At 43.8% G+C, this 13,500-nt stretch carries 7 protein-coding genes and 2 pseudogenes; 6 read left to right on the forward strand and 3 right to left on the reverse strand.

What is annotated here, in order from left to right; translation table 11 throughout:
- Positions 1-23 precede the first annotated feature (23 nt).
- A pseudogene (locus IM753_RS06260) lies at positions 24-700 on the forward strand (IS1 family transposase).
- Between the two features lie 96 nt (positions 701-796).
- On the opposite strand, the gene IM753_RS06265 reads toward IM753_RS06260, so the two are convergent.
- Positions 797-4,771, reverse strand: a complete 3,975-nt coding sequence (locus IM753_RS06265) for a S6 family peptidase (RefSeq protein WP_194108928.1) — start codon at positions 4,769-4,771, stop codon at positions 797-799.
- A gap of 169 nt (positions 4,772-4,940) precedes the next feature.
- Between IM753_RS06265 and IM753_RS06270 the strand changes: the two are divergent.
- Positions 4,941-5,724 (forward strand): annotated as a pseudogene (locus IM753_RS06270) (transposase family protein); the annotation flags it as partial.
- On the opposite strand, the gene IM753_RS06275 reads toward IM753_RS06270, so the two are convergent.
- A complete protein-coding gene (locus IM753_RS06275; RefSeq protein ID WP_065256099.1) occupies positions 5,667-6,143 on the reverse strand; it encodes an ISAs1 family transposase in 477 nt (158 codons plus the stop codon). The pseudogene IM753_RS06270 and the gene IM753_RS06275 sit on opposite strands and share 58 nt — an antisense overlap.
- A gap of 150 nt (positions 6,144-6,293) precedes the next feature.
- On the opposite strand from IM753_RS06275, the gene IM753_RS06280 reads away from it, so the two are divergent.
- Together IM753_RS06280 and IM753_RS06285 are read left to right on the forward strand one after the other, a co-directional pair.
- Complete coding sequence (locus IM753_RS06280) at positions 6,294-6,698, forward strand: hypothetical protein (RefSeq protein ID WP_065256100.1); 405 nt, start codon at positions 6,294-6,296, stop codon at positions 6,696-6,698.
- A gap of 132 nt (positions 6,699-6,830) precedes the next feature.
- Positions 6,831-7,325 (forward strand): Rrf2 family transcriptional regulator, encoded by a 495-nt coding sequence (locus IM753_RS06285; protein ID WP_062500800.1) that lies wholly within the window; start codon positions 6,831-6,833, stop codon positions 7,323-7,325.
- A gap of 424 nt (positions 7,326-7,749) precedes the next feature.
- Here IM753_RS06285 and IM753_RS06290 read toward each other — a convergent pair whose 3' ends face one another.
- Positions 7,750-10,113: a Tex-like N-terminal domain-containing protein gene (locus tag IM753_RS06290; RefSeq protein ID WP_370582593.1), complete on the reverse strand. Its 2,364-nt coding sequence runs from the start codon at positions 10,111-10,113 to the stop codon at positions 7,750-7,752.
- 137 nt (positions 10,114-10,250) lie between these two features.
- On the opposite strand from IM753_RS06290, the gene IM753_RS06295 reads away from it, so the two are divergent.
- Together IM753_RS06295 and IM753_RS06300 are read left to right on the forward strand one after the other, a co-directional pair.
- The gene (locus tag IM753_RS06295) at positions 10,251-10,820 is read left to right on the forward strand and encodes a sulfite exporter TauE/SafE family protein (protein WP_156065117.1); all 570 of its coding nucleotides are present in this window, start codon (positions 10,251-10,253) and stop codon (positions 10,818-10,820) included.
- Positions 10,821-11,519: 699 nt separating this feature from the next.
- Positions 11,520-13,448, forward strand: coding sequence for an NAD(P)-binding protein (locus IM753_RS06300; RefSeq protein ID WP_194108929.1), 1,929 nt, complete (start codon positions 11,520-11,522; stop codon positions 13,446-13,448).
- Positions 13,449-13,500 lie beyond the last annotated feature (52 nt).

The raw sequence follows: 13,500 nt of genomic DNA on the forward strand, positions 1-13,500 counted from the left end.
ATGTCCTTTTTGCTCACATTTTAATGATTTATTGTGGGTTTGTCGATGGTTGTGGTGCGATTGCTCTAAATGGCAGACAACGCTATAAGTGCAAAGGTTGTAGTCATTACTTCTCTGTCAAAAAGCCTATTCGCCATAAAAGTAATGAGACCAAACAAATGGCAATCAAGATGTACTTAGAAGGCTTAGGGTTTCGTACCATTGGTAGATTGCTGAATATTTCTCATCAAACAGTCTATAAATGGGTCAAACAGCTTGGAGAAGAACATCAAATCAGATTTGATGATAAGCAAGAAATTGACCTTGTAGAACTTGATGAAATTCACAGTTATACCAAACACAAAAAAACTACTGTTGGGCTTGGATTGCCATCAGCCGACACACAAAACGCATCTTAGGCTTTGTTTGCGGTAAGCAAGACACCAACACTTTTATGAAACTGTACAACCCAACTAAACCCATACAACATCAAACTGTTTTGTTCTGACGGAAATCCTATCAAGAAATTATCCCAAGTCATCAACATTTACAAAGCAAAAAAGAGACTTTTACCATAGAAGGTTATAACAGCTTGATTCGACATTACCTAGCAAGGTTCAAAAGAAGAACTAAATGCTATTCTAAATGTCAACATATGATAGAATGTTCTCTTAACCTACTCTTTGCTAAGTGGAATGGGTGTTTGAAGTTTGCGTTTTGAGTTTACAATGCCAAAAATAAATAGCCACACAAGTTAAAATCCCCTTGCCAAACAAGGGGATTTTGATTAACTATCACAATATCACAAAAAACCAAATTACCAAGTATAGGACAATTTGACCCCTGCTTTGGTATGGTCAGCATCTTTGCCGTCAGTACGCATAAGCGACAACTGTGCCATAACTTGCCCTGTGCGTGCTGTCAGCCCAAACTCATTTGTCCACACAACAGGCGTATCTTGATCAAAAGCGTATCCATTGACAGACATAGGTTTGTTGCCACCGCCTTGGCGTAAACTGCTGTTTAAGCTCGACTCAATGGTAACCGCCCCTACTTGCATGGCTTTACCAAGGCGTACGCCAACAAAACGGTCGTAGCGATTAGTCGTGGGATGATAGATTTTGGCATTGTCAAGCGTATAGCTAAGACTTGGCGTATGATACACTCTTGCCCCAATATAAGGCTTAACAAAAACATCACTTAACACCAAATCCGCCCCCACAGTCGCCCCAAGTTGGGTGCTGGTGCGTTTTAGTGTTTGGCTTTGCCCATTAAAATCAAGTTCGCTATTGCTATGAGCAATCGCCGTATCCACCGCCACAAAGCCTTGTGGTAAATGATATTTGGCATAGGCGGACAAGGCGTTTAGATCAGCTTTGTTTGTGCCACGCTCAAAATCAGCTTGTGCATTGGCGTGCGACAACGCCACACCAAAAATCGCATTTGGACTAATCGGTGTATCTATACCCACTTGCACAAGCGTGCTTTTGGCATCATAACCACGATGTAAATCACTGTGGTGCTTACCAAGCTCATGCTCACTGGTCGCCCATACACGGCGGATGGATGTATCAGTCAAATGACGAGTCAAGGCATCAGCATTTTGCGATAATAGCGTTTGGTGTAAAGTATTTTCAATCAAGCCAGCATTGCTATGACGGCTGATAATATCCGCTTGTCTATATTTTTGGCGTTCGGCTTCAATTCTTGCTTGTTCTGCTTTTTCAGCTTCGGCTTTTTGCTTAGCAATTTCAGCTTGTTTTTGTTTTTCGGCTTCTGCTTTTTGGCGTTCGGCTTCAATTCTTGCTTGTTCTGCTTTTTCAGCTTCGGCTTTAATTTTTTCTTCCATTTTGGGATTGTATAAACGATAATCGCCGTCATCATCAATCAATCTATACTGATATGCTCCTTTGTCCACCACTTGTCCGTCATTGGCTAAGCGAACTTGCAAATTATCTGCTTTTTTTACTGTCAAAAGCGACAAGCGGTCGGCGTGTGTTGGTTCTGCACCTGTATCTTTAACATTTAACAAAAAATCGCCTGTGGCATTATCAGCACTAACATGGTCTGCTTTTTTGCCTGCAATATCAGTCAAATAATAAAAAGTTCCACGCCCTAATAAATTACTGACAGTCAATTCATGATAATTGTCATTTTTGCCTGCATCATAGCCGTCATTTAGCACGATGTTGGCATTATCCAGATTCAAACTGGGTATTTGGCTGTCTTCTATCAAAGTCCAAAAACTACCCGTATCCATGGTCATATGGCTTTGGTCACTAGCCTTAACACTGCCCGTCAAATGAGCTTTACTGCCAAGCTGTAAATGGGCGTTGTCGGTCATGGCGACATTGCCTGTAATTGAAGTGGTAGGCAATGTATCAAATATTGAATTATCAAGATTTTTGATAGCACAAGTGGTCAATCCTGTGCGGTCAGAACGCACGCACTCGCTGTCATTTTGGCTAAATCCTAATTTTGCGGTCGCTTGGTTAGACAGTTCAAAATCACCTGTTACGCCAGACACATTGCGACTGACGATAAGTTTACTGTTGTCTTGTGCCTTAAAGGTTTTTGCGTTAAATTGGCGGTTTTGCCAATCGTTGTCTTTGATGACTTCTTGGCGATTTTGATGGTCATAAGCGTGCGGTGTGGGGCGACCTGACAAAACAAGCGTGCCGTTTTTGTGTGCTGATAGCGTACCATCTAAATCGCTACCACCTGACAACAACAAATACACATTATCAATATGCGGATTAAATGCCACATCTAACTTGCTATTTTTGCCGTGCGTTTGGTCATTTTCACCCAAAAAGCCATTAAAAGCGGTATGTTGGTTTTGAGCGTTTTTCTTGGCAAGCACTCGTGCTATCGCTTTTTGTTTGCCTTCTTCGCCTGAACCAATAAATTCCCAGTGATCATTTGAATTTTGATCTACTGGATAAAATACCCCTGCTCGACCCTTTAACAAAAAATAATCTTTGCGATTATCACGCCAGTTATTGACATACTCATAAATGTCGCCACCTGCTTGACTCCATTTACCCCATTTAATCTCATCTGGGGTCATCGCCCGATTGCCTGCAATAGATACGGTCGCTTTGTTGTCATGATGATTGACAATTTGAGCACCTTCATCCATATTGGCAATACGGTTAAAGGCAATATCTTGCCCATTGACATCTAATCTACCGCCCCTAAAACCAAAATACAACTTATCCCAGTCCATTTGAGCATTATCGCCCACGACAACTGTGCCACGCCCTGAAACAATACCAACACTATTAAAGGCTTGTTTTTGGTTTTTGTTGTCGGCTTTTTGGTTTAACACAACCGTACCATCGCCAACACTAATATCGCCTTGGTTTATGCCTGTACCACCAACAACAAGCGTGCCTTTACCCAATTTGGATAAACGGTCATTTTTGGGATTTTTAATCTGCCAATCTACGCTTTTATCTTTGGCAACAACCACACCTGCTCCCACCCAAGTATGGTCAGGATTATCAGCGGTAACGGTCGCATTTTGAGCAAAACGCAACGCTCCTGCACCTTGATTTAAATTATCCGTCAAACGCAAAGTATTGTTATTACCGTTAATAACTAAGGTCTTACCATGATTTAATTGAGCGTCAATTTGTTTTATGCGTGCTGGCGATTCACTGTTGAATACATCAAGCTCTTGATTTACTGTTTTGCCATTTTCTTGATAGCTAAGCTGTGCTTTACCTGCTTGTTTTGGACTAATAACAATGGCTTGGTTGTTTACATCAAGTGTTACACCAATATCATCATTCATCATTTGTTTGTTATAGTCAGAACGAGCTATTGACCAAGTGTTAGAATAGATGCCTTTGCCACGATCGGCTAAAAAATTTAAAGTCCCAGCTATTTTCCAAACTTTTTGCTCTTTATCATAAACCAAAATACCTGAACCGCTATCCCCCGGTAGTCCAAGCGTTACCAAAGCACCATGACGATTACCAAACAGATGTCCGCCTGCATCAAGCCAATCTTTGCGGTCGCCTGTGATTTCAACTGGCACACCCCCTGTCAAATACGCATATGCACTTGAAATAGACTGTACATCACTGCCTTTAACACTCTCAGCACGCTGTGTACCTGACCCTGCCCTAGCAAAAGTATAGCGGTCAGGATTTTTGACCAACTCGCTAGTACTCACACCTTCTAGCGTAGGTATTGGTGCAACTTCGGTAACCATTTTATTCAGGCGTGGTAAATGATAATCCCAATTACCTGGATACTGTTTTTGAAATTCAGCAAGTTTTTGTTTGTCATTTTTGATATCATCGCTAGGCTTTGGATAGTTATTATTATCCACCAACTTATAATCATAATAGGGGTTATCGGTGTGATTATCAGTACCACTTGCCCCAAAACGCATTGAAGCATAACCGCCATTATGTGCCACGCTTAACAAATACTGCTCATCAACCAAAGTCGCCACGCCATTAGCACCCACAACCGCCAAATCAGGCATTGGGATATCTTCAAGCATCTTGCCAACTTTTTCGCCTTGCTTATTATAAATATCTACATTAGTCTCACCGATAACAAATTGTCCTTTGTTTTCGGCAAAATCACGAAAGTACTGGTAATCCACATCGTTACGCACGCTTGACGCATAGGCAGTAGAAGCATACATAAGCCACGCTGTGAGCCACGCCAAAGTTTTCATGGGCGACAGCACGCTTTTAATAGGCGACAATATCGCAGGCAACGGATAAAAAGTTTTGGTAGATAAGCAATCTATGGATGGACGATTTGACATAATTAGTTTTACAATTGATTAAAAGTCCGCTAGTATAATACAAAAAAACCAATAAATCACTATACTTGTGATTATTTTTTAGTATCATTTCTTTGGTATAAATGATATAAATTTTTAAAAATTCTTTATTAGACTTCCTGCAAAACCCTTCCTATGCTAAAATACCCCAATGAACTATGAAGCATCCACACACCTATCCGACACCAAATTCAAACGCTTAGTTGGCATTGAACGCAGGGTTTTAATGAAATGCTTGCTTGTTTAGAGCAAGCACAAGCGACTGTACATCAAAGAGGCGGTAGAAAACTTAAAATCAGCATGCCCAATTTGTTAATGACAACCTTGCAGTATTTTAAAGAATATCGCACCTATGAGCAGATAGCCGCTGACTTTGGCATCCATGAAAGCACACTTATCCGTAAAAGCCATTGGATTGAAGACATACTAAGCAAGCAAGGCTTTGTCATTGCCACACAAACACCCACCAAAGATGACATTGTCATTGTAGATGTGAGCGAAGTGCGTGTTAATCGTCCCAAAAAAAGCAAGAATTAAGTTATTCTGGCAAGAAAAAGTGTCATACCGCAAAGGTGCAATGTATCATCAATCACCACAAGGTCATCTTACAAGTAGATACCAGCATCATTCAAATGCATGACTTTAAGCTCTTTAAGCGAACAAACCCAAATTTAACAAATGCTAAGTTTATCCTAGCAGACAGTGGCTATCAAGGCATACAGCATTTATACAAGCAAGCCTTTACGCCACTAAAACAAACTAAGAAATATCCACTTGTGCAAGAAGCCAAAGATTATAACGCATTATTGTCTAAAACACGGGTGAGAGTAGAACACATCTTTGCCAAGTTTAAGGCCTTTAAGATGTTTTCTACCACTTACCGAAAGTCATTAACAAGGTTTGAACTTAGAGTGAAATTGGTGTTTGGGTGGATTGGGTGGTTTTGCAGGATGTCAATGAGTTTTAACAGTTGGGGTAATGTGCTAATTTCGTTGTTTTTATCAGCAATGTCAACTTGAGCAAGAATGAGTTTGGTTTGACTGGCAAAGGCGGTAACAAGCTGTAATGCGTTGTCATTTTTGTAGCCACCTTGGATGAATTTACCATCAATGGCGATGTGTGGATGATTGGCTTGGGTTTGATTCATCCACTCACTAAAGTATCGACTAAGTTCATCTTTGTTAAGGCGTTTAAAGACATTGCCAAAGTCTTCTATGTCTACCCAGTCATGATAACCACAGATAACTGCGGTTAAAGCAATGGTTAGAATGTTTTTAAGTGGGTGTAGCAGGTTTTTGTTTTGACGCCTTGGGTCATGAACCTGTGATAAATAGTCAATGGGGTTTGTGAGCATAAAGAATGTCCTTTTTGCTCACATTTTAATGATTTATTGTGGGTTTGTCGATGGTTGTGGTGCGATTGCTCTGCATTACTTCCAAATACGCTACCCAAATGATAAAAACCTTGCTATACTAACCTTATGGCAATTATCATAACGTAAATCATGAGCGACAACACCAATAATCAAAACTGGCAAGAATTTCAAGAACTTAGCAATCAACGCATCTTATCAGAACAGCCTGATAATACAGTCACCACTAGCACAATCAAAACACACCAACTCACACCTTCGGAACAAAATACCGCAGTTTTTGATACGCAAGGCATGGCACTCATCTTTGGCATTGGGGCTTTTATCATTTCGCTTATCTGTCTTTATACTGTTCTTAAAAACTCCAAAAACAACCAACAAGACAAACCTAATAAACTAAGAATAAAACGCAAAAGCTCAGCTCCGTTTGGCATTCGCCCAGAATTTTTGGAAGAAGCCAAAAGTGAAAGACAACACCGAATTACACAGCGTAAAAAATACGGAATATTTGACAAAGACGGCAAACGCTTAAAATAAATGCCTATTGTCACTTTTGATTGATTTTTCATTGATTATTTCCGTCATAACCCACACAAACAGCAACAAGCAAAAAACAGTAAAACCCCCATAAATTTGTTATAATATTCTTTTAACTTGAAGAATAACAACATGAAACTGACCAATTATAGCGATTATGCTCTACGTTCTTTGATTTATCTGGCGGTAACACCCAAAGATGGCGAGCTTGCCAACATTGACGACATCGCCCAAGCCTATGACATCTCAAAAAGTCATCTCACCAAAATCATTCATCAACTGGGTAAATTGGGCTACATCGAGAGCGTGCGTGGCAAAGGCGGGGGCATTCGCCTAGCCAAAGACCCAAGCGAGATTAACATCGGGCGACTCATTCGCCACACCGAGAGCGATTTTGGCATATTAGAATGCTTAGATGATAACTCTAAAAACACAGACGGTAAAATCAGCTTGGTCAATATCGGCGATGACACCAACAGCTGTGTCATCTCGCCTGCCTGCCGTTTAAAGGGGGTGTTTTATAAAGCCATGCTTGCCTTTGTGGCGGTGCTAGATGGCTATACCCTTGCTGACGTGTTGGTCAATGACAAAGAGCTATTGACACTTTTGGATAAAAACGCCGAATAAGCATTTGTAAGCAAATGCTGACAAAACTTTGCGATTTTTGCGTATTTTCTTATGGGTGCTATTTTGGCATAATACACACATCAGCAAGGAGATGGCAAATGGATAAGCCAACATGGATGAACGCTGATATTATGGACAACCCAATGGAACACCGCAGGTAGCAAAACCCCATGACAAAAGCCACAAATGACCCCCATTTGTGGCTTTGTTTTTACTGTTACACCTAAAAAACTTTAAAATTACTACAAATACCATGATGTGTGGACGTAGGGGCGTGCTGAGCACGCCTTGCACAATAATATCATCAAAAGGTGTGCTCAGCACACCCCTACAAACCCGTGGTAAATATCGAGTTTGTTAGGTGTAGATTTATACACGACAAAACAAAGGCAGGCAACCCCACCTTCATTCTCAATAACCCAAACTATTTAAGCCCCGCCTGTTTCAACAACGCCCCAAAACTCCCCACTTTGGCAGGTTCGTTTTTGGCTTTGTTAAATTCACGTTTTGGCTTATTATTGGGCTTATTGCTTGGCTTGGCGTTTGTTTTGTCTTTAAATGCTTTATCCGATTTGTCAGACTTTGGCACTTCTTTTTTGTCAGGCGATTTCATAGAAAGCCCAATCCGCTTTCTTGGCTCGTCCACCGATAGCACACGCACTTTGACAATGTCTTGGGGCTTGACCACGTCCGCAGGGTCAGCCACAAAACTGTCGGACAGCTCAGAGATATGCACCAATCCGTCTTGGTGTACGCCAATGTCCACAAAACAACCAAACGCAGTTACGTTCGTTACCACGCCTTCTAGCTCCATGCCGATTTGTAAGTGTTTGATTTCACTCACATCATCACGGAATTTGGCGGTTTTAAATTCGCCACGGGGGTCGTGAGCAGGTTTGGCAAGCTCGGCAAGCACCGTGGCAAGCTGACTAAAATTGTCCGTGCTGTCGTTTAGCGATTTGGCAAGGGTTTCATTGCCCAGTACGTCCGACAACGACTTGTCCGCCTTACGCAAAATCTCATACACCAGCCCATAGCTTTCGGGGTGTACGCCTGTTGCGTCCAGTGGCTCGGTGCCGTCTTTGATACGCAAAAATCCTGCCGACTGCTCAAAGGTCTTTACGCCCAAACGTGGCACGGCTTTTAGCTCTTCACGGTTTTTAAATGCTCCATTGGTACGGCGGTAGTTCACGATTTGTTGGGCGACATTTTTGTTGAGTCCTGCAATGTGAGCCAAAATGGCAGGGCTTGCCGTGTTCACGTCCACACCCACCGCATTCACGCAGTCTTCGGTAACTTTGTCAAGGCTTGATTCTAGCTCGGCTTGATTGACATCATGCTGATATTGTCCCACACCGATTGCTTTTGGTTCAACCTTGACAAGCTCGGACAAGGGGTCTTGCAATCGTCTGGCGATAGACACCGCCCCACGCACCGACACATCAAGCTCAGGTAGCTCGCTACTGGCAATCTCACTTGCCGAATACACGCTCGCTCCCGCTTCCGATACCACCACCGCTTTGGCGGATAGGCTGTTCTCGCTAATGACCGCCTTGACAAGCTCATCCGATTCACGGCTTGCTGTGCCGTTGCCAATGGCGACAAGCTCCACACCATAATCAGCGATAAGCTTGGCAATCACCGCCTTTGCCTTGTCGGTCGTGGGGTCGGTAAAGGGGTACACGGTGTCAGTCGCCACGACATCGCCTGTGCTGTCAATCACCGCCATTTTTACGCCATGACGGATACCAGGGTCCACGCCTAGGATAACCTTGCGTCCAGCAGGGGCGGTCATGAGTAGGTGTTTTAGATTTTGGGCAAATACGCCAATGGCGTGCGTTTCAGCGTCCAGTCGTCTCTCGGTCAATAGGCGATGCTCAATCTGTGGTCGCCATTTGGCACTCCATAATCTGTCTGCCGTCTCGCTCAAAAACTGCCCACGCTCGTCCGTATCGCTTGCCCCAAAAGTGGTTTTAATTTGAGCGACAAACGGCTCATCTTCGCCAAGCACGGATAGGACAAGCACATTTGCCTGTCTGCCACGAAGCATGGCAAGTAGGCGATGATTGGAGAGCTTGGCAAAGGTTTCGGTATGGTCAAAATAGTCTTTGAATTTCTCGCCTGTCTCTCGTTTTTCTTCGCCCACAAGCTTAGCGTGAATGCTTGCTGTGGCATTAAAGCCTGTCCGCACCTTGTCAAACAAATCTAAATTCAACGCCCATTCATCAAGGATAATCGCTTGCACGCCTGCTAGTTGTAAATCACGAGTGCTATAATCCACATCAAAGCTCTCGCCTTGCTCATCCGTTACCGTGCTAACAGGCGTGTAGTCCGATAGTGCCGTATCCAAGCTTTCCCCTGCCAAAATCCGCTCGGCAATCGGGCGAAGCCCTGCCAAAGTCGCCTTAGCCGACAAGGTACGGCGTTTTGGGCGGTAGGGCTCATAAATCGCTTCAAGCTCCAACTTGCTCATGGCGTTTTTGACACGCAGGGTAAGTTCGTCCGTTAGGGCGTTTTGGGCGGTCAAAAGCTCAAGCACCTTGTTACGGCGAACCGCCAAATCCCGTTCGTGCGTTAGGGCTTTTTCTAGGGTACGAAGCATGCCATCATCAAGTCCGCCTGTTTTGTCCTTACGATAACGGGCGATGAATGGCACGCTCGCCCCTTCGTCCAGCAAATCAGCAAAGGCTTGAACCTGCTCGGCACGCACGGCATGGTCTGTGGCAAGTTTTTGGTAGATGGCGGTGTGGTTGATGGGATTAGGGCTTGTGGCTTGGGTATCCATAATATCCTACTTATATGAGAATGATAAATGTGCTATTATAACAAGTTTTAGGGGTGTTTGATAGGCACAAATCTACACCTGCATTTACCCGTTTTACCTATTTTACTTTTACCTATTTTACCCATTTTGTCAGAAGTGCCATGACCGCCTTTACCCTTATCATCTTAACCTTTATCATCGCCAGTATCTTTCATGGGCTGACAGGCATTGGCGTAACACTCATCGCTACCACCGCTTTGGCAAGTAGCTATCCGATGTCGCACGTTTTGGTGCTGACGGTCATTCCTTGTTTGCTTATCAATTTGGTCGTGTTTTTGGACGGTGGACGGATTGTTTATTATCTTAAAAAGTACTGGCTCCTTGTGCTGACAAGTTTTGTTGGCAGTTTTATTGGCACAAAACTTGTTTTTATCATCGCATCTCATCATCTACTGATTGCGTTAGGGCTACTCATTGTTGGCTATGTCGCCATGCAGTTTGTGGCGATGAGCGTGGGCAAAAATTTTAAACTGCCCAACACCACTCCAAGCCTTGTGATAAGCGGTACGATTGCAGGGGTGTTGGGCGGAGCCACCAACGCCATGTCGCCCCTGCTCGTGATGTATTTGCTCTCCGCCACCGAATACACCGATGACCCAAAAACCGAGCTTATCAAGGCAAGTAACCTATGCTATGTCGTTGGCAAAATCGCCCAGCTTATCGTCTTGTGACAAGCTCTGACTGCCTTGCCCAAAAATGACTGGCTGATGATTGGTGTGGCGAGTGTGATGTTTTTACAGCTAATAAAATTGAATTTTACTACGGAAACCGTTCGCCCTAAACTTGTCGAAGGGTCGGTTTCCGTTATGGTTCGACAGGCTCACCACGAACGGGAACCGTAGTACTTTTTCATTTTGTAGAGTGTATATTTGGGGTTTTATTTTCGGGATAAAATATCCCAAGCAATGTTTAAAAAAATCGTGCTTGTCATTTTGCTGATATTGGGCGTGCGGGCGTTAATAAAGGGATTTGGGGCGTGATTTGCGTTTGTAAGCATATGCTTACAAAACTTTGCGATTTTTGCGTATTTTCTTACAGGCCAACTTTTGACATAATACACCCATCAGCAAGGAAGACGGCACATGGTTATACCACCACGGATGACCGCTGATACATGAACCATGGATGATGGACGGACTACAAAACCCATACGGTAAGCCCTAACGCAAGTTGGGGCTTTATCGTTTTTGAAACTTACCATTTTTCACTCATCATTAAATCTCTTTCCAAACTAAAAATAAACCTTTATAAGTATTGGGGTTGAAGTTTTTAAAAATCCACAAAAATCGGGGTTTGGAAAGAAGTCTATTTTTTCATTGATTTTTACAAATTTTACGTTAAAATTTGCCTTTTAGACATTTGATATACTCATGACACGACACATCACTCGCCGTGATTTTTTAAACGGCTCAGCCCTACTCATCACTTCCCTTGCCACAGGCACACTAACCGCTTGCAGTGATGATACTCCCACGCCACAGACAGATACACCCAAAGCCAGTGGCAACACCCCACCACCCACCGCCAAGACCAGCTCCAACTATCCGCCCGAACTGACAGGCTTGCGTGGCGACCATGCAGGCAGTTATGATGTCGCTCATGAGATGGCATGGAAAAAAGTACAGTTTGATGTCTCAGGCGAGAGTGTATCAGAGACGGTGGATTTGGTCGTGGTCGGGGCAGGCATTAGCGGGCTTGCCAGTGCCTATTTTTACCAAAAAAAGTTCCCTAGTGCCAAAATTTTGGTGCTAGACAACCACGATGACTTTGGCGGTCATGCCAAACGCAATGAGTTTAGTGAGAGTGTTGACGGCAAAGACATTTTTCGCATCAGCTATGGCGGTAGTGAATCCATCGATACCCCAAGCGATTATAGCGATGAAGCCATGGGACTGCTTAATGAGCTTGGCATTGATGTTCAAAAATTCTACACCTATTATGACCAAGATTATTTTAAAAATCTAGGCATGAACAAGCAGGGCGTGTTTTTTAACAAAGCCACCTTTGGACAAAGCGTGGTACTGCCCGATGAGCCGAATGCTGACAACGCTGCAGAGTTGTTTGCCAAAGCCCCCTTAGCGGATACAGACAAAAACGCCCTGATAGAGCTATACACCACCCCCAAAGACTATTTGGGCGACATGGCACCGAGCGAGCGAGAAGACTACCTGCAATCCATCAGTTATGACAAATTTTTAAAAGACCACGTCAAACTCCCCCAAGGAGCGATGGCGTACATGGAAGAGATTTGTTTGGAATACTGGGGATTTAACATTGATGGTTTGTCAGCTTATGACGCCTTTTATGAAGGCCGTGCAGGACTTGAATTATCGGGGCTAGAAGCTGATGACGATGGCGAGAGCGAGCCTTATATTTTTCACTTTCCTGACGGCAACGCCTCCATCGCTCGCCTACTGGTCAAAAAGATGATACCCGCAGTTGTCGCCAACCCCGACCACGCCAACGGCAAAAGCGAGATGGAAGCCATCGTACTAGATAAATTTGACTACACCAAACTTGACATGCCCGAGCAGTCTGTCAATATCCGCCTAAATACCACCGCCGTCCAAGTCAAAAACATCGAAATCGACGGCAAAAAGGGCGTGATGATAGGCTACAAAAAGGACGGTAAGCTCTACCGTGTGAACGCTCATCACTGTATTCTAGCATGTCAGCATGGCATGATACCACTCATCGATAGCGACCTGCCCCAAACCCAAAAGGATGACCATCTACAAAACATCCGTGTACCCATGATTTATACCAAAATCTTGGTCAAAGACTGGCAAGCCTTTAAAAAGCTCGGTGCATGGCAGTTTTACGCCCCCAAAGCCCCTTACTGCTTTATCATGACCGACTATCCTGTAAGCATGGGCGGTTATCACTGCCCCAAAGACCCGAGCGAGCCTATGGTCATTCACATGGTGCGTATCGCTGTGCCTTATGGCACAGGTAAAGATGTGCGTGAAGCCTGTAAAATCGGACGCTCCGAGCTGTACCGAGCCAGTTATCATGACTTAGAAAAACAAGCCCTTGACCAACTGCGTGAGATGTACGACGTGGCAGGGGAGTCTCTTGATGATAAAATTCTTGCCATCACCATCAACCGTTGGGGTCACGGGTATAGTTATGAACAGAATACACTGTTTGATGACGATGATGTTGCTGGCAAAACACTGGACAGTGTCAAACAAGCTCATGACAATATCCACATGGCAAACTCTGACGCCGACTGGATGCCTTATGCCGATGGGGCAATAGACCAAGCATGGCGAGCCGTCCAAGAGATTAAGGCGTAATAAACAGGAAAGCCCAAATAAAACAAAAGAGCTTGAATATCAAGCTCTTTTT

The organism is Moraxella sp. K127, from assembly GCF_015223095.1.
Classification (GTDB): domain Bacteria; phylum Pseudomonadota; class Gammaproteobacteria; order Pseudomonadales; family Moraxellaceae; genus Moraxella.

What these genes read in the sequence shown, in the direction of transcription:
- IM753_RS06265 (WP_194108928.1), bottom strand. Translation starts at nt 4,771, where the DNA reads ATGTCAAATCGTCCATCCATAGATTGCTTATCTACCAAAACTTTTTAT.
- IM753_RS06275 (WP_065256099.1), bottom strand. Translation starts at nt 6,143, where the DNA reads ATGCTCACAAACCCCATTGACTATTTATCACAGGTTCATGACCCAAGG.
- IM753_RS06280 (WP_065256100.1), top strand. Translation starts at nt 6,294, where the DNA reads ATGAGCGACAACACCAATAATCAAAACTGGCAAGAATTTCAAGAACTT.
- IM753_RS06285 (WP_062500800.1), top strand. Translation starts at nt 6,831, where the DNA reads ATGAAACTGACCAATTATAGCGATTATGCTCTACGTTCTTTGATTTAT.
- IM753_RS06295 (WP_156065117.1), top strand. Translation starts at nt 10,251, where the DNA reads ATGACCGCCTTTACCCTTATCATCTTAACCTTTATCATCGCCAGTATC.
- IM753_RS06300 (WP_194108929.1), top strand. Translation starts at nt 11,520, where the DNA reads ATGACACGACACATCACTCGCCGTGATTTTTTAAACGGCTCAGCCCTA.